At 75.0% G+C, this 22720-nt stretch carries 18 protein-coding genes; 8 read left to right on the top strand and 10 right to left on the bottom strand.

The window, feature by feature from the left end; genetic code table 11:
* Positions 1-74 precede the first annotated feature (74 nt).
* From secA to mtrA, 7 genes are all read right to left on the bottom strand, one after another.
* Positions 75-3134, bottom strand: a complete 3060-nt coding sequence (gene secA, locus ACFVN3_RS16275; protein WP_378233964.1) for a preprotein translocase subunit SecA — start codon at positions 3132-3134, stop codon at positions 75-77.
* A gap of 239 nt (positions 3135-3373) precedes the next feature.
* Positions 3374-4639 (bottom strand): winged helix-turn-helix domain-containing protein, encoded by a 1266-nt coding sequence (locus ACFVN3_RS16270; protein ID WP_378233963.1) that lies wholly within the window; start codon positions 4637-4639, stop codon positions 3374-3376.
* A 93-nt stretch (positions 4640-4732) separates the two neighbouring features.
* Entirely contained in the window at positions 4733-5386 is a 654-nt protein-coding gene (gene hpf / locus ACFVN3_RS16265) for a ribosome hibernation-promoting factor, HPF/YfiA family (RefSeq protein WP_047232136.1), read from the bottom strand.
* A gap of 272 nt (positions 5387-5658) precedes the next feature.
* Positions 5659-6477 carry a ComF family protein gene (locus tag ACFVN3_RS16260; RefSeq protein WP_378233962.1) on the bottom strand — a complete coding sequence of 273 codons (819 nt, stop codon included), beginning with the start codon at positions 6475-6477 and terminating at the stop codon, positions 5659-5661.
* A 162-nt stretch (positions 6478-6639) separates the two neighbouring features.
* Entirely contained in the window at positions 6640-8370 is a 1731-nt protein-coding gene (locus ACFVN3_RS16255; RefSeq protein WP_378233961.1) for an LpqB family beta-propeller domain-containing protein, read from the bottom strand.
* The gene (mtrB, locus tag ACFVN3_RS16250; protein ID WP_378233960.1) at positions 8367-10142 is read right to left on the bottom strand and encodes an MtrAB system histidine kinase MtrB; all 1776 of its coding nucleotides are present in this window, start codon (positions 10140-10142) and stop codon (positions 8367-8369) included. The genes ACFVN3_RS16255 and mtrB overlap by 4 nt, the downstream gene beginning before the upstream one ends.
* A gap of 62 nt (positions 10143-10204) precedes the next feature.
* The gene (gene mtrA, locus ACFVN3_RS16245) at positions 10205-10888 is read right to left on the bottom strand and encodes an MtrAB system response regulator MtrA (RefSeq protein ID WP_047232133.1); all 684 of its coding nucleotides are present in this window, start codon (positions 10886-10888) and stop codon (positions 10205-10207) included.
* A 274-nt stretch (positions 10889-11162) separates the two neighbouring features.
* Here mtrA and ACFVN3_RS16240 point away from each other — a divergent pair, with 274 nt between their 5' ends.
* From ACFVN3_RS16240 to ACFVN3_RS16210, 7 genes are all read left to right on the top strand, one after another.
* A complete protein-coding gene (locus ACFVN3_RS16240; protein WP_378233959.1) occupies positions 11163-12563 on the top strand; it encodes a hypothetical protein in 1401 nt (466 codons plus the stop codon).
* Positions 12560-13234: a DUF4129 domain-containing protein gene (locus ACFVN3_RS16235; protein WP_378233957.1), complete on the top strand. Its 675-nt coding sequence runs from the start codon at positions 12560-12562 to the stop codon at positions 13232-13234. Before ACFVN3_RS16240 ends, ACFVN3_RS16235 begins: the two co-directional genes overlap by 4 nt.
* Positions 13231-14484: a DUF4350 domain-containing protein gene (locus ACFVN3_RS16230; protein ID WP_378233955.1), complete on the top strand. Its 1254-nt coding sequence runs from the start codon at positions 13231-13233 to the stop codon at positions 14482-14484. The genes ACFVN3_RS16235 and ACFVN3_RS16230 overlap by 4 nt, the downstream gene beginning before the upstream one ends.
* A 224-nt stretch (positions 14485-14708) precedes the next feature.
* Positions 14709-15683 carry a MoxR family ATPase gene (locus tag ACFVN3_RS16225; RefSeq protein WP_087472472.1) on the top strand — a complete coding sequence of 325 codons (975 nt, stop codon included), beginning with the start codon at positions 14709-14711 and terminating at the stop codon, positions 15681-15683.
* 10 nt (positions 15684-15693) lie between these two features.
* Complete coding sequence (locus tag ACFVN3_RS16220; RefSeq protein WP_378233954.1) at positions 15694-16986, top strand: DUF58 domain-containing protein; 1293 nt, start codon at positions 15694-15696, stop codon at positions 16984-16986.
* 83 nt (positions 16987-17069) lie between these two features.
* Positions 17070-17192 (top strand): hypothetical protein, encoded by a 123-nt coding sequence (locus ACFVN3_RS16215; RefSeq protein WP_255318720.1) that lies wholly within the window; start codon positions 17070-17072, stop codon positions 17190-17192.
* Positions 17193-17199: 7 nt separating this feature from the next.
* The gene (locus ACFVN3_RS16210; protein WP_378233953.1) at positions 17200-18492 is read left to right on the top strand and encodes a winged helix DNA-binding domain-containing protein; all 1293 of its coding nucleotides are present in this window, start codon (positions 17200-17202) and stop codon (positions 18490-18492) included.
* Positions 18493-18535: 43 nt separating this feature from the next.
* Here ACFVN3_RS16210 and ACFVN3_RS16205 read toward each other — a convergent pair whose 3' ends face one another.
* Complete coding sequence (locus ACFVN3_RS16205) at positions 18536-19525, bottom strand: stage II sporulation protein M (protein ID WP_378233952.1); 990 nt, start codon at positions 19523-19525, stop codon at positions 18536-18538.
* A gap of 89 nt (positions 19526-19614) precedes the next feature.
* Here ACFVN3_RS16205 and ACFVN3_RS16200 point away from each other — a divergent pair, with 89 nt between their 5' ends.
* Complete coding sequence (locus ACFVN3_RS16200) at positions 19615-20433, top strand: RDD family protein (RefSeq protein ID WP_378233951.1); 819 nt, start codon at positions 19615-19617, stop codon at positions 20431-20433.
* A 21-nt stretch (positions 20434-20454) separates the two neighbouring features.
* On the opposite strand, the gene ACFVN3_RS16195 is transcribed toward ACFVN3_RS16200, so the two are convergent.
* Both ACFVN3_RS16195 and ACFVN3_RS16190 read right to left on the bottom strand, forming a co-directional pair.
* Positions 20455-21663: an acyltransferase family protein gene (locus tag ACFVN3_RS16195; RefSeq protein ID WP_378233950.1), complete on the bottom strand. Its 1209-nt coding sequence runs from the start codon at positions 21661-21663 to the stop codon at positions 20455-20457.
* Between the two features lie 334 nt (positions 21664-21997).
* The gene (locus ACFVN3_RS16190; RefSeq protein WP_378233949.1) at positions 21998-22657 is read right to left on the bottom strand and encodes a response regulator transcription factor; all 660 of its coding nucleotides are present in this window, start codon (positions 22655-22657) and stop codon (positions 21998-22000) included.
* Between the last annotated feature and the right edge of the window lie 63 nt (positions 22658-22720).

Genomic DNA, 22720 nt, shown 5'->3' with positions numbered 1-22720 from the left:
GGGGCGCGCCACCCGCTGGTGGCACGCCCCGCCGTCGTCGGTCCCGTCGCGGCGCACGCCGGACGGGTCGAGGATCACTCCTCGTTCTGGCCGTGGCAGACCTTGTACTTCTTGCCCGAACCGCACGGGCACTGCGCGTTGCGCGGCGTCCCCGGGAACGTGCGTCCGTCGCTCTCGACCGCGCTCGCCTCGCCGTGCAGCGCGCGGCGCGAGCGCCGGCTCGCGTCGCCCGAGACGACAGCCTGACCGGTGCCGTCCTCGCTCGGCGCGCTGTACGACAGCGGGACCTGCCGGTCGGGGCCGTCGAGGCCCTTGGCGATGAGCGTGCCGGCGCGGTCACCGCTCGGCCCGCCGAACGCCGCCGGGGCCGTGACCGGAGCAGGCGCCTGCTCGACCGGAGCGTCCTCGACCGGGGCGTCGGTCGTCGCCGGTGCGTCCTCGACGGGAGCGTCCGCCACAGGGGCGTCCTGCGCCGGAGCGGCGGCCTGCTGGGCCGCCGCCGCGAGACCTGCGGCGGCACCGGCCGAGGCCGCGCCCGCCGCCCCGCCGAGCGCCTGGCCGGCGGCCGACTGCGCGGCCTGGGCCGCGTCCGCGACCGAGATCGCCGCCGCCTGGCCCGGTGCCGCACCCGGCTCGGCGACCTTGACCTCGAGGTTGAAGAGGTACCCGACCGTCTCCTCCTTGATGGCCTCGGTCATGGCCTGGAAGAGCTGGAAGCCCTCGCGCTGGTACTCGACGAGCGGGTCGCGCTGCGCCATCGCGCGCAGGCCGATGCCCTCCTTGAGGTAGTCCATCTCGTAGAGGTGCTCACGCCACTTGCGGTCCAGGACCGAGAGGGTCACGCGCCGCTCGAGCTGACGCATGTTCGTCGACCCGAGCTGCTCCTCGCGGCTCTGGTAGGCGATGCGGGCGTCAGAGAGGATCTCCTCGAGCAGCATCTCGCTCGTCAGGCGCGTCTCCCCGCCCGCCTGCTCGACGACCTCGTCGGGCTCGATCGAGATCGGGAAGACGGCCTTGAGCGCGGTCCACAGCGCGTCGAGGTCCCAGTGCTCGGGGTTGCCCTCCGCCGTGGCGCCCTCGACGTACGCGGTGACGACGTCGGTGAGGAAGTGCTGCACCTGCTCCTGCAGGTCCTCGCCCTCGAGCACGCGACGGCGCTCGTCGTAGATGACCGTGCGCTGGCGCGACAGGACGTCGTCGTACTTGAGGACGTTCTTGCGGATCTCGAAGTTGCGCGACTCGACCTGGCCCTGCGCGCTCGCGATGCCGCGCGTGACCATCTTCGACTCGAGCGGCACGTCGTCGGGGAACCCGGCGCGGTTCATCATCGACTCGGCGAGGGTCGAGTTGAACAGGCGCATGAGGTCGTCCTGCATCGACAGGTAGAACCGGGACTCGCCCGGGTCGCCCTGACGGCCGGAACGACCGCGGAGCTGGTTGTCGATGCGGCGCGACTCGTGGCGCTCGGTGCCGAGCACGTAGAGGCCGCCGAGCTCACGGACCTCGTCGTGCTCCGCCGCGACCGCGGCCTTCGCCTTCTCGAGCGCGTCGGGCCAGGCGGCCTCGTACTCCTCCGGGTTCTCCGCCGCGTCGAGGCCGCGCGCCGCGAGGTCCGCGACCGCCATGAACTCGGCGTTGCCGCCGAGCATGATGTCGGTACCGCGGCCGGCCATGTTCGTCGCGACCGTGACGGCGCCCTTGCGGCCCGCCAGCGCGACGATCGAGGCCTCGCGCTCGTGCTGCTTCGCGTTGAGGACCTCGTGCGGCACGCCCTGCTTCTTGAGCTTGGACGACAGCAGCTCGGACTTCTCGACGCTCGTCGTGCCGACGAGCACCGGCTGACCCTGCGCGTGGCGCTCGACGATGTCCGCGACGACCGCGTCGAACTTGCCCTCCTCGTTCTTGTACACGAGGTCGGCCTGGTCGACGCGCTGCATCGGCCGGTTCGTCGGGATCGGCACCACGCCGAGCTTGTAGGTGCCCTGGAACTCGGCGGCCTCGGTGTCCGCGGTACCGGTCATGCCCGAGAGCTTGGAGTACAGGCGGAAGTAGTTCTGGAGCGTGATCGTGGCGAGCGTCTGGTTCTCCGCCTTGATCTGCACGCCCTCCTTGGCCTCGATGGCCTGGTGCATGCCCTCGTTGTAGCGACGCCCGGGCAGGATGCGCCCCGTGTGCTCGTCGACGATCATGACCTCGCCGTTGAGCACGACGTAGTCCTTGTCGCGCTTGAAGAGCTCCTTCGCCTTGATGGCGTTGTTGAGGAACCCGATGAGCGGGGTGTTGAGCGACTCGTAGAGGTTGTCGATGCCGAGGTAGTCCTCGACCTTCTCGATGCCCGGCTCGAGCACGCCGACGGTGCGCTTCTTCTCGTCGACCTCGTAGTCGGCGCCCTGGTTCAGTCGCCGCACGACCTTCGCGAACTCGCCGAACCAGCGGTTCGTGTCGCCCGACGCGGGACCCGAGATGATGAGCGGCGTCCGCGCCTCGTCGATGAGGATCGAGTCGACCTCGTCGACGATCGCGAAGTGGTGGCCGCGCTGCACGAGGTCGTCCGTGGACCACGCCATGTTGTCGCGCAGGTAGTCGAAGCCGAACTCGTTGTTCGTCCCGTACGTGATGTCCGCGGCGTACTCCTGGCGGCGCTGCGCGGGCGTCTGACCGGACAGGATGACACCGGTCGTCAGGCCCAGGAAGCGGTAGACGCGGCCCATGAGCTCGCTCTGGTACTTCGCCAGGTAGTCGTTGACCGTGACGACGTGCACGCCCTTGCCCTCGAGCGCGTTGAGGTACGCGGCCGTGGTCGCGACGAGCGTCTTGCCCTCACCGGTCTTCATCTCGGCGATGTTGCCGAGGTGCAGCGCCGCGCCGCCCATGAGCTGGACGTCGAAGTGCCGCTGGCCGAGCGTGCGGCGGGACGCCTCGCGCACCGCCGCGAACGCCTCGGGGAGCAGGTCGTCGAGGGTCTCGCCGGCCTCGAGGCGCGCCTTGAAGCGGTCGGTCTCCTCGCGCAGCTCCTCGTCGGTGAGATCCTCGAAGCCCGGCTCGAGCTTGTTGACCTGGTCGGCGATGCCGGACAGCTTCTTGAGGATCCGGCCCTCGCCGATGCGAAGGACCTTGTCGAGGATCGAAGGCACGCAGGACTCCCGTATCGATCGGTGCCCGGGCCGGGTGGTCCGGGAGCAGCGCCGACGCTCTCCCGCGCGGGCGCGCACGGCAGCGGACGTCGGCAACGTCACACAACATCGTAGGCGAGTCGGAGCGACGTCGGACCCGCCCGGGTTTCGCCGACGACGAACCTCGCCGGCGAGACCCCGCGCCAGGGTACGACGCCGGGTCCCTGCCCGGGCGGGCCGCCCACCGCGCGCCCCGGCCGTCAGCCCGTCGTCGCCACCTCGGCCGCGAGCGCGGGGGCCAGGTCTCCCGAGAGCGCCACGTCGACGTCCGGCACGCCGAGCCACCCACCGAGCACGCGGAGCTCCGCGGCGAGCCGGGCCGCCGTCTCCTCCCCCGCCGCCTGCTCGCGGTGCGCCGACAGCACGCGCAGGACGCCCGCGCGCCGGTCGGCCTTGAGGTCGACGCGCGCCGTGAGCTGCTCGCCCTCGAGGAACGGCAGGACGTAGTAGCCGTGCACCCGCTTCGGTGCCGGCACGTAGATCTCGATCCGGTAGTGCACGTCGAAGAGCCGCTCGAGCCGCGTGCGCTCGAACACGAGCGGGTCGAACGGGTTGAGCAGCGTCGTCGCGGTCGCACGCCGAGGCAGCACGGCGTCGGCGTGCAGGTAGGTGGGCTCGTCCCAGCCGCGCACCGTCACCGGTCGCAGCGTGCCCGCCTCGACGAGCTCGTCGAACGCCGTGCGCACCGCGGGACCGCGGAGCCGGAAGTAGTCCTTGAAGCAGCGCAACGTCCCGACCCCGTGCGCGCGCGCACCGATCTCGAGGAGAGCCCGGACGGCGTCGGCGTCCGCGACGGGCGGCGCCGCGAGGGCCACCGGCGGCAGCACGCGTTCCGTGAGGTCGTAGCAGCGCTCGAACGCGCCGTTGCGGCGCGCGGACGTGATCTCGCCGGTGAAGAACAGGAACTCGAGCGCGCGCTTGGCGACCGTCCAGTTCCAGCCCCACTGCGACCGGTCGCGCGGGTGCGCCCGGCCCTCGGCCTCCAGGATCTCGTGCACCTCGCTGGCCGTGATGGGGCCACGCTCGGTGACGAGGCGGCGCACGTCCTCCACAGCGTCGGAGTGGCTCATCTCGACCGCGCTGATGGCCCCCCACGCCTCGGTCCGGTACCGGCGGCGACGCCACTCCAGCAACGGCCACGTGCTCGGCGGGACGTACGACGCCACGTGCGCCCACGTCTCCACCAGCCGACGCGGCGCCCGACCCGCGGCACGGTCCAGCAGCGCCGTGTCGTACGGGCCGAGCCGCGCGTACAGCGGCATGAGGTGGGCCCGCGCGAGCACGTTCACCGAGTCGATCTGCAGCAGCCCGAGGCGGTCGATCACACCCTGGACCTGCCGCATCGTCGGCGCCCGCCCGCCCGTCCCGTCGTACGGACGCTCGCGGTGCAGCCCTTGCGCGGCGAGCGCGACGCGGCGCGCCTGGGACAGGGACAGCGACTCGGACCTCGACGGCGTGGCGACCACCCTCCGATCCTGCCCGACCCCACCCACACGCCGGCAGGTCCGGACAGCACGACGCGCCCGGACCCGAGGAGGGTCCGGGCGCGTCGGTGCGGGTCAGGCGGTCTTCTCGACCGCTGCGTCGGCGCAGTCGCAGGACGTGTCGAGCGCGACGACCCCGTACGTCCAGCCGCGGCGCCGGTAGGCGACGGACGGGCGCGAGGTCTCGACGTCGACGAAGAGGAAGAAGTCGTGGCCGACCATCTCCATCTCGTACAGCGCGTCGTCCACGGTCATGGGTTCCGCGGAGTGCAGCTTCTGCCGGATGACGACGGGCGAGTCGCCGAGGGTGGTCTCGACGGCCTCCCCGGGCTCGCTGGGCGCGGTCGGCGCCGGCGGCGGGGGCGCGGCGTGCGTGGCCGGGTCGTAGGGACGCACGTCGACGGGCGGCACGACGGTGTGGTTGCGGTGGTCCTTGCGACGGTCGCGGGCACGGCGCAGGCGCTCGGCGAGCTTGTCCATCGCGAGGTCGAGCGCGCCGAACCGGTCGTCCGCCGCTGCTTCGGCACGGACGACGGGTCCCTTGGCGCGCACGGTCAGCTCGACGCGTTCGCGGACCCCGGAGAGCCTCGGGTTGTTCTCGTGGGTGACCTCGACGTCCACGCGCTGCGCCGTGGGCGCGAGCTGCTGGACCTTGGCGAGCTTGTCCTCCACGTGCCGGCGGAAGCGGTCTGCCACTTCCGTGTGCCTGCCGACGACGACGATCTCCATGTGAGCCTCCGCGAGGATCTTGTGCGGCGCCCGGCTCGGTGCGTCCGAGCGCCTCGTTCGGATTCGGTAGGGGCACCCGTTCCGGGTGCGGTGGGCTACCACCTCCTTGCGGCGCGAGGCCGCGCGCTCGGTACGCTCGCGCGGCGTCGCACGTGCCCTGCACGTCCGTCGTCCGCGGCGACTGGCCCTCAGACTAACCCCCGTCCCGGGATGTCGGCAGCACCAACGGGAGGTGAACCGGAGGACCTTCGGCCCGTCCGCCGGACGGTGCGTCACGGCACCTCGGCAACGGTGCCGCGGACGGCCTCGCGACGCCGCGAGGGCGCGGGCGTCGCCGCGAGGACGAAGGCTCCCAGCACGGGCAGGCCGATGCGCGCCAGGGCGGCCTCGCTCGCGGCGAGGGTCGCTCCGGTGGTGAGGACGTCGTCGACGAGGAGGCACGGGAGCCGGTCCCGCACGGCCTCGCGCACCCGACGACGCGTCACCGGCCCGGTCGCGACCCCGACGGCGCCGAGGCGTGCGCCACGCGCGCGGGAGCCCAGCCCGACCTGGTCGCGCGCGCGCCCGCGCTGGACGAGCAGGGGCACGACCCGTGCTGGTGTCCCCGAGGCTGTGAGGCCCGCCGCGACACCGCGCGCGAGCACGACGACGGGGTCCCGGCCGCGGGCCCGCCGCGCCGCGGCGGACGTCGGCGCGGGAACGACCAGGACCGCCCGGGGCGACGGTCCGCGATCCGTTCGCGCCAGCGGCCTCGCGACGGGTCGGGCGCCCGCACCGAGGAGCCCGGCCAGCGCGCCGCCCGCGTGTCGCGCGACCGCGGCCAGCGGGCGGTCGAGATCGGCCCGGCCGCGGTCCTTCCACGCGACGACCACACCGCGTACCGGCCCTGCGTAGTGCGCGGGCGCCCACACCGCCAGGGGCGCGACGCCGTCGAGCCGGTCGAGGCGCGGGGCCGCCTGCTCACGGCGCCGCAGCGGGGCGTCCAGGGGCGCGAGGCAGTCGGCGCACCAGCGGACGTCGGGGCGGTCGCACCCCGGGCAGGCGACCGGCAGCACGAGGCGTGCGACGTCGTCGAGGGCACGGAGGAGCACCGGGCCAGCCTGCCCGCGCGGGGTCCCGCAGGCGGGCACGGGGTGCGAGACCTGTGGACGACGGCGCCGCACGGGCGCTCCCGCGAGTCGACGGCCGGTCCTGTGGTCGACCCTGCGCGAGCGACGGGCCGCCACCGGGACGGCGCGGCGTCGCCGCCGTGGTCAGCCCGGGAAGGTGGGCAGCCGCACCTCGGTCGCGACCCTGGTCCAGAGCGTCGAGGTGCCCGCCGCGTAGAGGCTGCTGTCGCTCGTCCCGACGAGCGTCGTGGAGACGCCCGTCGCCGACGCGAGCGACACCGCGTCCTCGACCGGCGAGGAGGGCACCGTGGGCCCGCCGACGGGAACGCGCTGCACCGCGGGCTCGGCCGTCCCCGCCGTCCGCCCGAGGACCCCCAGGAGCGCGCGGTCGACCCACGTGACCTGGGTGGCCGCCAGCACGGGCTGGCCCACCCGGACCGGCTCGGAGAGCTGGGTCGGGCGCCCGGCCTCGTCGCGGACGATGCCGGCGACGTGGATCTGCGCCCCGCTCCCCGCGTCACTCACGACGGCGACCCGCGCACCGTCCGGAGCAACCCGCACCGACATGATCGTGCGTCCCTCGAGCCAGGCCGCCGCGACGGGGGTCACGGCCTCGTCCGGACCCGCCTCGCCGAGGTCGACGACCTGCAACGAGCCCGCCTGGACCTGCGGACCGCTCCACAGGTACTGGTAGCGGTCGATCGAGGGGGCGAGGAGGTTCGACCCGGTGAGGAGCGTCGTCGGCCCGGCCTCCGCGGTGGGCGCCGTGACGATGCGACTGCCCCCGTCGCGGACGACGAACGCGGCGTCCGTGGAGCGCCCTCGGAACGCGAGGGCCGTGGGCTGGAGGCCCGTGAGCGGCGCGGCGGACGCGACCGGCTCGGTCGTGCGGCCCTGGAGCCTCATGATCTGGTCGCCGGCCAGGACGACGGGGTCGTCGGGGGTCGTCGCGACGCCGATGGTCGGGACCTCGTCGGCCGAGAGCACCGACCCGCCGACGTCGACCGTGATCTCGACGCGCCCCCCGAGGGAGGCCTGGAGCTGGGCCAGCAGCAGGGCGCGGTCCGCGGACGAGGCCGCGGTGACGGGATCCGTGAGCGGCACGGAGATCGTCCCCTCCATCGCCGGGACCGAGTCGATGCTCAGCGCGGTGCCCTCGGGAGCGACGGTCGCCACGGAGCCGGCGAGCCACTCCGACGGCCCGCGCAGGGTCTCCCGGACCGCGAGCGCCTGCCAGTTGCGGCTGGGGAACCAGCGCGCGTCGGGCACGAGGTACTCCCGGTCGACCGTCGGGAAGTAGAGGTTGACCTGCTTGTACGTCTGCGCGAAGTTCGTCTCGGTGATCGTCAGGCCGTCGTCGACGGTGTCGATGCGCCACTGGTCGCGGTCGTCGCGCACGAGGCCGTAGGAGATCTCGATGGTCTGCCCGGGCACCTCCTCGGTGTAGACCCCGTGCTCGTCCACGGTCCCGACGAGCTCCGCGGTCGTGCGGACCGTCGTCGTCCCGCCCTCGAGCGTCGACTCGTCCACGACGAGCTCCGGCTCCCCCGCCACGATCGCCACCTGGGCGAGCGGGGACCACTCCTCCTGGACCTCCGGCGTGAGGAACTCCGACGCGACGTCGAACGAGCTCCGGGCGCCCTGGGCCTGGGCCGCGAGGAAGCCCTGGACGATCTGGGACGGCGACGCGTCGGGGCGCGGGGCGGCGGCGCTGACGAACGGCTGGCCGGGGTCCTCCGGGGTGGCCTGACCCTCCGTGACCGGTCCGGACGTGGGGATCGAGGCGCACGCGCCGAGCGCGGCGACGAACGCTGCCGCGAGCCCGGCGGCGAGCGCACGCACGGTCCGACGGCGCAGGGTCCCGGTCGTGGTCATCGCGCCTCCTGCACGTCGTCGGTGGTCTGCCGCTCCGGCTGCTCCCCGGGCCGGGGCGCTGCCCCGCGGCCCGGGTACGGGTCGTGGTCGCGCGGCAGGACGACGGGGATGCCGCCCGTGACGGACGGCAGGTCGGCGGGGCCTGCCGTCCCCTCGACGTCCTCGACGACCGGCGTCGTCGCGCTCCACTCGGCGGGGAGCCCTCGGCCGACCGCCGCCTCCGCCACGAGCGGCAGCGGCGAGGACTGGAGCCGGATGCCCGCGCGCCGCGGGAGCGTGAGCCGGAAGCTCGCGCCGCGCCCCGGACGGCCCCAGGCCTCGAGCCAGCCGCCGTGCAGGTGCGCGTCCTCGAGGGAGATCGCGAGGCCGAGGCCCGTGCCGCCGGTCGTGCGGGCACGGGCGGGGTCCGCACGCCAGAAGCGGTCGAACACGTGCTGGACCTCGTCCGCGGTCATCCCCACGCCGTGGTCGCGCACCGCGACCGCGACGGCGTGCCCGTCGCCCTCGACCGTGATCTCCACGGGCCGCTCCTCGGCGTGCTCGATCGCGTTCACGACGAGGTTGCGCACGATGCGCTCGACGCGCCGCGGGTCGACGTCCGCGGTGACGGGCTCGTCGCCGAGGTGGACCGACAGCCACACGCCCTTGCGCTCGGCGAGCGGGGCGGCGTGGTCGACCGCGGCGTTGACGACGTCGCGCAGGTCGCGGCGCTCGGCGTCGAGGACCGCGGCCCCCGCGTCGAACCGGCTGATCTCGAGCAGGTCTGCGAGGAGGTCCTCGAACCGGTCGAGCTGCGTCTGCAGCAGCTCGGTCGAGCGCTTCGAGACGGGGTCGAAGTCCTCGCGCGAGGAGTGCAGCACCTCGGACGCCATGCGGATCGTCGTGAGCGGCGTGCGCAGCTCGTGCGAGACGTCGGAGACGAACCGGCGCTGGAGCATCGACAGCTCCTCCATGCGCCCGATCTGGTCCTGCAGGCTCCGTGCCATCTCGTTGAACGAGTGCGCGAGCGAGGCCATCTCGTCGTGCCCCTTGACCGGGAGCCGCTCGTCGAGGCGACCGTCGGCGAGCCGCTCCGCGACGGTCGCCGCCTGCCGCACGGGCAGCACGGCCTGTCGGGTGACGAGCGCGGTGATGCCGACGAGCAGCGCGAGCAGGACGAGCGCACCGACGAGCAGGACGGACTGCAGGAAGCGCAGCGTCTCCTGGTCGGCCTCCAGGTCGTACAGGTAGTAGAGCTCGTACGTCCCGGCGACGGGCACCTCGACCGTCGAGCCGACGACGATGCCCGGCACGACCGGCGAGTCCGGGTCCGCCGGGTCGACCGGGATGGCGACGGACTGCAGGTACTGCTCGCCGTCGGCGGTGACCGTGGCCTCGCGCATCTCGGGCGTGACGAGGTCGACGAGCTGCGGGTTCGTCGACAGGTCGAGGAACCCGACGGTGCTCGACCCTCCCGCCTGCCACAGGAAGACGTCACGCGACGATCCCGTGGTCTGCAGCATCGAGAAGAGGTCGAACAGCAGCGACTGCGCCTCCGTCGCGTTCGCGGCGGGCGACGCGTCGAGCGTGCTGCGCGCCTGCTGCGTCGACTGTGCGCTCTCCAGGTCCACCTCGGCCGCGCGCCGCTCGTAGAGCCCGTCGCGCATCGCGTCCGTGAGATAGGCGCCCAGCGCGCCGACCGTGAGCACGCCCACGACGAGCGCGGACGTCACGACGCGCAGCTGCATCGACGAGCGCCAGCGCCACACGACGCGGCGGGCCGTGGCACGCACGCGTCGACGGACCCGGCGCCAGAGCCCTCGCCAGCGCCCGTCGGTGGAGCCGGCCGTCGCGCTCACGTGCGGGTCGCGCCCGCCTTGTACCCGACGCCGCGGACGGTCAGCACGATCTCCGGGTTCTCGGGGTCGTGCTCGATCTTCGACCGCAGACGCTGGACGTGGACGTTGACGAGGCGCGTGTCCGCGGCGTGGCGGTAGCCCCACACCTTCTCGAGGAGGACCTCGCGCGTGAACACCTGCCAGGGCTTGCGCGCGAGCGCGACGAGGAGGTCGAACTCGAGCGGCGTGAGCGCGACCTGCTCGCCGCCGCGGGAGACGCGGTGGCCCGTCACGTCGATCTCGACGTCGCCGATCGACAGGTGCTCCGGGGCCGGCTCCTCCGTGCGGCGCAGGCGCGCCCGGATGCGGGCGACGAGCTCCTTGGGCTTGAACGGCTTGGAGATGTAGTCGTCGGCGCCCGACTCGAGCCCGAGCACGACGTCGACCGTGTCGCTCTTAGCGGTGAGCATGATGACGGGCACGCCCGACTCGGCGCGGATGAGGCGGCACACCTCGGTGCCGTCCTTGCCCGGGAGCATGAGGTCGAGGAGCACCAGGTCCGGCTGGGTGCTGCGGAACGTCTCGAGCGCGAGGTCGCCGTCCGCGCAGAACACGGGTTCGAAGCCCTCGGAGCGCAGGACGATCCCGATCATCTCGGCCAGGGCGGTGTCGTCGTCCACCACGAGCACACGAACCTTCATGCGGACATCTTGCCATCGACGCGCCTCACCTCGGCGCGGCCCGACGCCGCGCCGCGGGTGAACCCGCCGCGCCCCGCGCCGAGGTGGCGGACCGGTCCCTCGTGGTCGAGGCGGGGGTCGGCACGCGCGTGGCCCCGGCCCTGCCACGCGGGACCACGCCTCTCCCTCGGCACGACGGGCAGGGTCGCGTACTAGGGTGGCCTCGCCGCCGTTGCCGATCCTCGCCCGGCGGCCTGGAACGACGCCCGAGCCGACCGCGGGGGACCACGAGCACATGAGCACACCCGACACCTCCGGCACGCCGGACGGTGCCACGCCGGACCCGACGGCGGCACCCGGTGCGACGACGCCCGCAGGCCCCGGCGGCGACGCCGGAGGCTGGGGAGCCCCGGCGTACGACGCACCCGGCTACGGTGCGCCGGGCAGCGCCGCCCCGCAGCCGCCGTCCCAGCCCCAGCCCCAGCCCCAGTACGGCCAGTACGCGCCCGGGTACGCACCCGGTCAGGTCCCGACGGCGGACCAGCCGCCCGCGCCCGACGCGCCCTGCGGGTGGGGACAGCCGACGTACGGGCAGCCGCAGTACGGTCAGTCCGCGCCGCAGGCTCCCGGCGGGTACGGCCAGCCGGGCTACGGACAAGTGCAGTACGGGCAAGGGCAGTACGGCCAGGGGCAGTACGGACAGCCGCAGTACGGCGCCCCCGGCTACGGCCCGCCCGCCGGGTTCGCGGGCGCGCCCTACGTGCCGCCCGCCGCGAAGCCGGGGATCATCCCGCTGCGTCCGCTGTCGCTCGGCGAGATCTTCGACGGCGCGTTCGGGGCGATCCGCCACAACCCGCGCGTCATGCTCGGCATGAGCGCGCTCGTCGTCGTGATCGCGACGGTCATCGGGGCGCTCCTCGGATGGGCGTTCTCCGGCTACTTCGCCGACTTCTTCCTCTCCCTGCCCAGCGAGTCCGGGCTCGGCGGGATGGAGAACGACTTCGCGATGCTCTACTCGAGCACGCTCGGGACCGGGCTCACGACGAGCCTCGCCACCCCGATCGTCAGCGGTCTGCTGACGGTGTCCATCGGGCAGTCCGTCATCGGGCGCAAGGCCACGATCGGGGAGGTCTGGTCGCAGGTCGGGCGCCGCGCCTGGTTCCTCATCGGCTTCTCGCTCCTGCTCGGTCTCGCGTGGGCGGTCGCCGTCGCGCTGGTCGTGCTCCTGGTCGCTCTCGGCTTCGCCGCCACGACCGGGCTCGGCGTGGTCCTGCTCGTCGTCGCCCTCCCGGGCCTCCTCGTGCTCGCCGTCTGGGTCGGTACCCGGACCGGGCTCGTCCCCCCGGCGCTCGCGCTCGAGGGCCAGCCGTTCTGGGCGACCGTCCGGCGGTCGTGGCGCCTGACCCGCGGCAGCTTCTGGCGCCTCTTCGGCATCTACCTGCTGGCCTACGTCGCGATGTACGTCGTCGTGCAGATCGTCGTCTCGCCGTTCAGCATCGTGAGCACGTTCCTCCTCGCCGCGGGTCAGGCCTTCGTCGCGAACGCCCTGCTGGCACTCGGCGTCGCGGTCTCGACCATCGTCATGACGCTGTTCCTCGGGAGCGTCGTGGCGCTCCTCTACATCGACGTGCGCATGCGGCGCGAGGGCCTGGACGTCGAGCTCGCCGCCGCGGCGAACGCGCAGCCGCCCGCATGACTCTGCGGTCGCTCGCGGCCGACGTGCCGGTGCAGCCCGGCGCCGACGAGGCGCGCCGGTGGCTCGTCGAGGAGCTCGCGAAGCCCGAGTACCGCACGGAGCCGTCGCTCCTCCAGCGGTTCCTCGACTGGCTCCTCGGGCTCTTCGACGGCGCGCCCACGATCGACCTGGGCGGCCCGCTCACCGCGGTGCTCGTCGTCGTGGTCGTGCTCCTCGTGGCCGGCATCGCCTACTGGGTGGCGGGCCCGGTGCGCCTCTCGCGCCGGGCGACGTCGTCCGCCGTCGTGCTGGACGACGACGCGCGGACCGCCGCCGAGATGCGTGCGGCGGCCGACGCCGCGGCGTCCCGGGCCGACTGGGCGACCGCCACGCTCGAGCGCTTCCGCGCCGTCGTCCGCTCGCTCGAGGAGCGGGCCGTCCTCGACGCGCGTCCCGGCCGCACGGCCTGGGAGGCCGCCGAGGCCGCGGGCGAGCGCGTGCCCGACGTCGCGGACGGCCTCGCCCGCGGCGCGCACCTGTTCGACGACGTCGCGTACGGCAAGGCCGCCGTCGGGCCCGAGGCGGACGCGTTCCTGCGGGCGCTCGACGAGCGCACCCTCGCGACGCGTCCCGCGCTGCGCGCCGAGCTCGCGACGACGGCCGCCCCGTCCCCAGGAGGTGGCGACGCGTGAGCACCACGGCGTCCCCGCCCACCGCGCCGCCCTCCGGGGACGGCGCTCAGGCTGTCACGACGGCGCACGTGCCCGTCGTCGGCGACGGCACGACCGCCGGGTCGCGGGCCCGGAGCTGGTGGCGACGCGCGCGCTGGCCGCTCGTGGTGGTCGTCGCCCTCCTCGCGCTCGCCGGGCTGTCGGCGATCGCACGGCCGACGACGTCGTCCACGCCCCTCGCGCCGGACAACCCCGGACCCGCCGGCGCCAGGGCCGTCGCGGAGGTCCTGCGCGACCAGGGCGTCGAGGTCACCTACGTGACCACGGTCGCGGACGCGGTCGCGGCGTCTGCGGACGGCGGCACGCTGCTCGTCGCGCAGGGCGACTTCCTGCTCGACGAGCAGGTGGACGCGCTCGTGCGCACGCCCACCGACCTCGTCCTCGTGGCCCCGCCCGACTTCCTGCTCTCGCCCGCGACGGACGGCGGCGCCGAGCTCGCCTACGACTGGGGCTCGGGGACGTCCGCGCGCTCCCCCCGCTGCGACGACCCGGCCGCGGAGGCGGCCGGCGCGCTGCGCTCTGACGGCGTCGGCTTCCTCGCGCTCGACCAGACGACCGTCCTGTGCTTCCCCTCCCCCGACGACCCGGCCATCGGCGCCTACCTCGTGCACGAGACCGACGAGCGGACCGTGCGCGCCGTGGACACGACGGCCGTGCTGCGCAACGACGCGGTCACCGAGGACGGGAACGCGGCGCTCGCCCTGTGGATGCTCGGCGAGAACGACCGCCTCGTGTGGCTCGTGCCCGACCCGTTCGACACGTCCCTCGGCGGCGGCGAGGACGAGCAGACCCCCGCGCTGTCGCTGCCGCCCTGGTTCGGCGTCGTCGCGCTCCAGGTCCTCGTCGTCGTGCTGGTCGTCGCGCTGTGGCGGGGCCGAAGGCTCGGGCCGCTCGTCACCGAGGACCTCCCGGTCGTCGTGCGCGCCGCCGAGACCACGCGCGGCCGCGGCCGCCTCTACCGGCGCGCGGGTGCCCGCGGGCACGCCGCCGCCGGGCTCCGCGCGAGCGCCGCGGACCGGCTCGCGGGCCGGCTCGGCCTCCCTCGCTCCGCCGACGCACCTGCCCTCGTCGACGCCGTCGCCCGCGCGACGGGCCGACCGGGCGAGCAGGTCGCCCAGCTCCTGTACGGACCACCACCCGCCGATGACGCGGCGCTGCTCGAGCTCGCGCGTCACCTTGACCGGATCGAGAGCGAGGTCTACCACTCGTGACGCACCACCCCGACGGCTCCGTGCCGCAGCCCGACCGCTACGCGCCGCCACCGCACCAGGAGCAGCCGTACACCCAGGACCCGAGCGTCGCCGACCGCGTGAGCGCGGCCGCCGGCGCTCCCGGGCACGAGCCCGGACCGGGCGGTCCCGGAGCCCCGACGCCGGGCTACGCCGCCGCGCCCCCGGCTGCCTACGGCCGGCCGGGCGCACCCGCGCCGGCGCCCGTGCACGACGCGCCGCCCGCGCCGTCTCCCGAGCTGCGCCAGGCCCTGGCCGCCGTCCGTACCGAGGTCGGCAAGGCCGTCGTCGGGCAGGACGGGGCCGTGACGAGCCTGCTCATCGCGCTGCTGTGCAAGGGCCACGTGCTGCTCGAGGGCGTGCCCGGCGTCGCCAAGACGCTGCTCGTGCGCACGCTCGCCGCGTCGCTCGACCTCGGCACCAAGCGCGTGCAGTTCACGCCCGACCTCATGCCCGGCGACGTGACCGGCTCGCTCGTGTACGACGCGCGGACCGCCGAGTTCTCGTTCCGCGAGGGGCCGGTCTTCACCAACCTCCTGCTCGCGGACGAGATCAACCGCACGCCCCCCAAGACGCAGGCCTCGCTCCTCGAGGCGATGGAGGAGCGCCAGGTGTCGGTGGACGGGACCCCGCGCCCGTTGCCCGACCCGTTCCTCGTCATCGCGACCCAGAACCCCGTCGAGTACGAGGGCACCTACCCGCTGCCCGAGGCCCAGCTCGACCGCTTCCTGCTCAAGGTCGTGCTGCCCCTGCCCGAGCGCGAGCAGGAGGTCGAGGTGCTCGCGCGCCACGCCGCCGGGTTCAACCCGCGCGACCTCGCGGGCGCGGGCGTGCGCCCCGTCGCCGGGCGGGACGTGCTCGACCGGGCGCGCGCGGAGGTCGCGCGCGTGCAGGTGGCGCGCGAGGTTCTCGGCTACGCCGTCGACGTGTGCCGCGCGACGCGCCACTCCCCCTCGCTGTCGCTCGGCGTCTCCCCGCGCGGCGCCACCGCGCTCCTCGCGACGGCGCGTGCGTGGGCGTGGCTGTCCGGCCGCTCCTACGTGACGCCCGACGACGTCAAGGCCCTCGCGCACCCGACGCTGCGCCACCGCGTGCAGCTCCGGCCCGAGGCCGAGCTCGAGGGCGTGACGGCCGAGAGCGTGCTCGACACCGTGCTCGCGTCCGTCCCCGTCCCCCGCTGAGGCGTCGCACGTGGCCCTGACGTGGCGCGCCGTCGTGCTCACGGCGCTCGGGATCGTCCCCGTGCTGCTGTTCCCCGTGCCGGGGACGGTGCTCGTGTGGACGCTGCTCGTCGTCGCGCTGTGCGTGCTCGACGTGTCGCTCGCCGCGTCGCCCCGGCGCGTCGCGGTCGAGCGGCGCGTCCCCGGCTCGGTCCGGCTCACCGACACGACGACGTCGCGCCTCACCCTCACCAACCTCGCGCCCCGACGGCTCCGCGCGCTCGTCCGGGACGCGTGGCCGCCGTCGGCGGGCACCCAGGTCAACCGGCACCCGGTCGACCTCCCGCCCGGCGAGGCCACGCGCGTGACGACCGTCCTCGTGCCGACGCGGCGCGGGGAGCGCGTCGCCGACCGGGTCACGATCCGCTCGTTCGGCCCGCTGCGCCTCGCCGCGCGCCAGGCCTCGATCCCCGTGCCCGGGCGGCTGCGCGTGCTGCCCGAGTTCGCGTCCCGACGCCACCTGCCGAGCCGGCTCGCGCGCCTGCGCGAGATGGACGGTCGCGCCGCGGTCCAGGTGCGCGGCGAGGGCACCGAGTTCGACTCGCTGCGCGAGTACGTCCTCGGCGACGACGTCCGCTCGATCGACTGGCGCGCGTCCGCCCGCGGTCGCGACATGGTCGTGCGCACGTGGCGTCCGGAACGCGACCGGCGCGTGCTCATCGTCGTCGACACGTCGCGCACGTCCGCGACCCGCGTCGGCGACGAGCCGCGCCTCGACGCGAGCATCGAGGCCGCGCTCCTGCTCGCCGCGCTCGCCGGGCGCGCGGGCGACCGCGTCGAGCTCGTCGCGTACGACCGCACCGTGCGCTCGCGCGTCGCCGGGGCCGCCGGGCCGCGCCTCATGCCCGCCATGGCCGACGCCCTCGCCCCCCTCGAGCCGGCGCTGCTCGAGACCGACTGGCCGGGGCTCGTCGGTGCTGTCCACGAGCGCCTGTCCCAGCGCGCGCTCGTCGTGCTCCTGTCCACCCTCGACGCCGCCGCGGTCGAGACCGGGCTGCTCCCCGTCGTCGGGCAGCTCACGGCCAAGCACCAGGTCGTGCTCGCGGCCGCCGGGGACCCGGAGGTCGTCGCCCTGCGCGACGACCGCACCGGCACCGCCGAGGTGTACGACGCCGCCGCCGCGGCACGGGGGGAGATCGAGCGCGCCGCCGTGACGACCGTCCTGCGCCAGCGCGGCGTCGAGGTCGTCGACGCCCTCCCCGACGACCTCGCCCCCCGCCTCGCCGACACCTACCTCGCCCTCAAGGCCGCCGGCCGCCTCTGACGCAGCCAGCCGACCGCGAGGTAGCTGCCTTCGGGGGCGAGGTAGGGTCGTGCGGGTATTCCATCGAGCTCAGGAGAACCCCAGTGGCCTGGCAGCCGACCGATCCCCGGCAGCGCGCACGGCGCAACCGTCGCGTCGCGATGATCGTCGTGGCGGCGCTCCTCGCGACGTTCCTCATCCCCGCGCTCGCGATCGTGCTGTCCTGACCCGCCGATGGCGGACGGGCGGTTCGGGCCGCGGCTGAGCCACGACGACCTCAACCGCGCGCTGCTCGCGCGCCAGCACCTCGATGCCCCGCGCGCGGCGTCGGTGCTGGACGAGGTGCGACACCTCGTGGGGCTCCAGTCGCAGGTGCCGTCGTCGCCGTACCCCGCCCTGTGGTCGCGGCTCGCGGCGTTCGCGCCCGACGACCTGGGCTCGCTGCTCACCAGCCGTGACGTCGTGCGCGTGGGCGCGCTGCGCGGCACGGTGCACCTGGTCGCCGCGGACGACGCGCTGGGGCTCACAGCGCTGGTGCGCCCTACGCTCGCGGCGTACCTGCGGGCGAAGAACCAGCACGGCACGGCCCTCGCGGACGTCGACCTCGACGATCTCGAGGAGGTCGCGCGCGACCTGCTCGACGAGCCGCTCACGTCGGTCGAGCTCGGCAGGCGGCTCGCGGAGCGATGGCCCGACGTCGACCCCAAGCACCTCGCGTACGGGGCGCGCTGCCTGCTGCCGCTGGTGCAGGTGCCGCCGCGCGGGCTCTGGGGAGCGAGCGGGCCGGGCACCACGACCACCTGGACGACCGCGCACGCCTGGCTGGGCCGCTCCGACCCGGTCCTCGACGCGGTCGCGCACGACACGGACCCCGACGCCGTCCTCGCGACGCGCGTCGGGCTCGTGCGGCGCTACCTGGCGGCGTTCGGCCCGGCCTCCGTGGTCGACGCGCAGCGGTGGGCGGGGCTGACCCGGCTCAAGGCCGCGTTCGACGCGCTCCGTCCCGAGCTCGTGACGCTCACCGGCCCGGACGGCAAGGAGCTCGTCGACCTGCCCGACGCACCCCGCCCACCCGGTGACGCGCCCGTGCCGACGGTCCTCGCGGGCGACTTCGACAACCTCGTCCTCGCGCACGACGACCGGACACGGATCCTCGGGGACGTCCCGGTCAAGAGCGTCGTGAGCATCAACGGCCAGGTCGCGGCGACGGTGCTCGTCGACGGCCGCGTGGCCGGGGCCTGGACGGCGCGCCCGACCGCGCCGGCCCGGGCGACGGCCGCCGCGACGTCCCCCGACGAGCCCGCGGACGACGTCGTGCACGTCGAGGTGCGCCCGCTGCGCGGCCCCGCGGGTGACGCGGCCGGCCGCGGCACGGCTGCGGGCGGGGTGGGCGACACCGACGTCCGGCGCTCTCCCGCGGACCGGCTCCGCGACCCCGGCGTGCGCGACGCGGTCGTCGCGCGTGCCGAGGACTGGGTCCGGTGCGCGTGGCCGGGCGCACGGGCGCGCGTCGTCGTGCACGACTGAGCCCCACGAGCGACAGCCGGGAGCCGGGAGCCGGGAAGAAACCTCAGGCCGCGACCGGGGCGACGTCGCCCGCGTGGTCGGCGGTGAGGTCGCCGGTCTCCCCGGCCGCCACGGCACGACGGCCGAGCACGATCGTGTAGACCCAGAACCCGGCGAGCGCGATCGCGCCGATGACGATCTTGAGCCACCACGGCATGGTCGAGCCCGTGACGAAGCCCTCGATGACGCCGGAGATCGCGAGCGCGATGACGAGCCCGATCGCGACCGTGACGAGCGCGCGGCCCTCCTGGGCGAGGGCGCGCGAGCGCGGGAGCGGGCCGGGGTCCACCCACGCCCAGAAGATCCGCAGTCCTGCGGCGCCGGCGACGAACACGGACATGAGCTCGAGCAGGCCGTGCGGCGCGATGAGCTGGAGGAACAGCCCGAGCTCGCCGTGCGCGGCCATCATGCCGCCGGTCGACCCGATGGCCACGGCGTTCGAGAACAGCACGTACGCGGGGAAGATCCCCGTGATACCCAGGCCGATGCACTGGGCCGCGATCCAGGCGTTGTTGGTCCAGACGACGGTCGCGAAGTCGAGGCCGGGGTCGTAGTACGACGCGAACGCCTCGTTCACGTAGTTCTCCTGGACGCTCGGCGGCCCCATGGACGCGAGGCCCTCGGGCGTCGTCGCGACCCAGATCCCGGCGACGAGCGCCACGACGAGGCACGCGACCGTCACGCCGACCGACCACCACCGGATCCGGTACAGGGCGGCCGGCAGGGACACCGTGAGGAACCGCACGACGTCCCGCCACGCGGGCTCGTGCGCCCCGGCGATGCGCGTCCGGGCCTTGCCCAGGAGGACCGAGAGGCGCGAGATGAGCACGGGGTCCGGCGCCACGGACCGGACGGTCGACAGGTGCGTCGCGACGGCCTGGTAGAGCCGGACCAGCTCGTCCGCCTCGGCGCCGTCGAGCGTGCGCCGCGAGGTGAGGGTCTCCAGGCGGTCCCACTGCGCGCGGTGCACGTCGGTGAAGGCGTCGAGGTCCACGACCGATACCCTGCCACACAGGGTGTGCCGCCGGTGCGCCGACCGGCGCGCGGGCACCGACCCGTGACGGAACGAGGGTGAGGAGCAGCGTGCGGGACGGCATCCTGATCGGCGAGGGCGTGGTCCTCGACGCGCGACCGGCGTCGTTCGTCACGCGCGGCCTCGCGCTCTTCCTCGACATGCTGACGCTCTTCGTCGCGCTGTTCGCGCTGCTCTTCGCGACGTCGGGCTCGCTCGAGCTCGTCGACCCGGACTTCGCCCCGGCCATCGGCATCGCGCTCGCCGTCCTCGTCATGGTCGTGATCCCCACGACCGTCGAGACGCTCTCGCGCGGCCGCTCGCTCGGCAAGCTGGCGCTGGGCATCCGGATCGTGCGCGACGACGGCGGCCCGGTCCGCTTCCGGCACGCCTTCCTGCGTGCCCTGGTCGGCATCGGCGAGATCTGGCTGACGCTCGGCTCGGTCGCGCTCGTCGCGTCGCTGACGAACGACAAGGGGAAGCGCCTCGGCGACATGGCGGCGGGGACGTACGCGATCCGGGTGCGGGGCGGGCGGCCGACGCTCGCGCCGCTCGTCATGCCGCCGTACCTCGCCGCGTGGGCGTCCCACGCCGACATGCGCCGACTGCCCGACGGCCTCGCGCTCGCCGCGCGCCAGTTCCTGGCGCGTGCGAACAAGCTCCACCCGGCGTCGCGCGCCCGGCTGGGCCAGGAGCTCGCGGGACAGGTCGAGCGGTACGTGGCGCCCGGCCCGCCGCCCGGCACGCACCCGGAGACGTTCCTCCTGGCGGTGCTCGCCGAGCGGCGCGACCGGGACTGGGCGACGGCGCAGCGCGCGCAGGCGCTCGCCGGCGAGCAGGCCGAGCTCCTGCACCGGCTCCCCTACTCGATCCCCGACCCCACGCGCTGACACCCCGGCCCGCGCGAGGCGTCAGCGCCTCGCGGGTGCCGAGGCCCGCGCGGCGCCGACACGTCGCGCGGGGCGGGCGTCCTCGAAGCGGCCCACCACGCGGGAGATGCCCAGGAGCACGAGCGCGAAGGCGCCGAACCAGACGGGGCGGCTCGCCCACCAGTCGGCGCTGCCCGGCGCCGGGAGCTGCTGGCCGAGCACCACGAGCACCGTCCCGACGACGACGATCATCGCGGTGAGGTGCCACAGGTAGACGGTCATCGACCGTCGGGCGAGGCCCGCGACGACGGCCCGGCCGCGCCCGTCAGCCCAGCGCACGAGCGGTCCTCGGGCGGCGAGCGCGAGCGCGACGAGCGCGACCGCGTGCAGGACGACCGGCGCCGTCGGCGGGCCGAGGTTCGACATCGTGTCCCCCGGCATGCCGATGAGCGAGACCGGGTACGGCCCGACGACGACGAGCAGGGCCGCGAGCGCCGCCGCCGCGAGCCCGACCCCGACGAGCACGGGCGGCCGCGGGAGGACGGCGACGGGCACCACGCGTCCCCGCCGCACGACCCGCGTCCCCGAGCGCGCGTCGGCGTACAGGAGCCCGATCGCGTAGGGCACGGCCCACACGAGCCCGACGTCGACGAGCGCGAGGCGCTCGAGCCCGGCGCCGAAGCGGAGCGCCTCGACGGCGAGCGGCGCGGCGACGAGAGCACCCACGGTCCACCAGCCCGCGGCGTGCAGCGCGCGGCGCAGGAGCGGCGTGAGCACGACGAGGCAGAGGTACACCGCGAGGAACCACAGGAGCTGCGGCGCGAGCGTCGCGAGCGAGCGCACCGCGTCCCCGGGCAGCCCGACCGCGAGCAGCACCCCGATCGTGACGACCCACGCCCCGACGAACACCCCGACGGGCCGCAGCAGCCGGGGCAGGCGCCGCCCGGCGAGCCTGGCCCCGGCCGCGAGGTCGGCGAGGACGCTCGGGCGGGCCACCACCCGCCCGGCACCCGCGGCCCCGGGCGCGCGACCGCCGTCGGGCCCGCGCCGCAGCCCGTACGCGGCCGAGGCGCCGGCGGCGAAGAACAGGAGCGCGAGCACCTGGAGGACCCAGGTGACGGCCCAGCCGGCGCCGTGCGCGAGGGCGTTGCCGATGCGCAGGTGCTCGCCGTCCCACGTCGCGTCCGCCATGAGCCAGTGCACCGTGAGGACGCTGAGCGTCGCGAGGGCCCGCACGGCGTCGACGAACACGTCGCGCCGAGGACGGCGGGGGCCGTCCGGCGCGGGGAGGCGGAGCGGCGCGGTGCCGGGTCCCCGCGCGGGGCCCGACGGCGGTCGGTCCCGGCAGGTGCCCGCCCCGCCCGGGGGTGACGGGCGGGCGGGTGCGGGGCGCGTGCGGGACGGCGCGCGGGTCGGGGACGGCGGCGGCGACAGGACGGCCACGGGATGCTCCAAGGTCGGCGTGCCCGGGAGGATCCCCGGTGCTCACCAGTCTCGAAACATCCCGTTCGTCCCGGTACGGGACGGTCCCCCGACCCTGTCGTGGCGGACCACCCGGTCCGGCGGGGGTTGTCCCCCGCCCCGCTCAGACCTTGAGGTAGCGCAGGACGGCGAGCACGCGGCGGTGGTCGCCCGCGTCCTGGGGCAGGCCGAGCTTGCCGAAGATCGACGTCACGTTCTTCTCGACCGCGCCGTAGGAGAGGAACAGCGCCTCCGCGATGGCGGAGTTCGACCGCCCCTGCGCCATGAGCTCGAGGACCTCGGTCTCGCGCGGCGTGAGGCGCGCCAGCCCGTCGTCGGACCGCGACGCGCCCATGAGCTGGCTCACGACCTCGGGGTCGAGCACCGTCTGCCCGGCCGCGATGCGCGTGAGCGCGTCGACGAACTCGCCGACGTCGGCGACGCGGTCCTTGAGCAGGTACCCGACGCCGCGCGCTCCCCCGGTGAGCAGCTCGCTCGCGAACCGCGTCTCGACGTACTGCGAGAACAGCAGCACCCCGAGGTCGGGGTGCGCGGCGCGCAGCGCGAGGGCGGCGCGCAGGCCCTCGTCGGTGAACGTCGGGGGCATCCGGATGTCCACGACGGCGACGTCCGGCAGCGCGTCCTCGGAGGCGAGCCGGGCGACCCGCGCGACGAGCTCGTCGCCGTCCGCGACCGCGGCCACGACCTCGTGGCCGCGACGCGTGACGAGCGCGACGAGCCCGTCGCGCAGGATGGCGGAGTCCTCGGCGATGACGAGCCGCATGGTGTCCTTCCGGTCGGACGGGCCGTGCGACGGCCCCGGCGGGCGGGATGCCCCGGGGACATC

This window comes from Cellulosimicrobium sp. NPDC057862 (assembly GCF_042797035.1).
Lineage (GTDB): Bacteria > Actinomycetota > Actinomycetes > Actinomycetales > Cellulomonadaceae > Cellulosimicrobium.
Note: the sequence above shows the minus strand (reverse complement) of the source record. Positions and strands in the feature narration are given on the sequence as shown.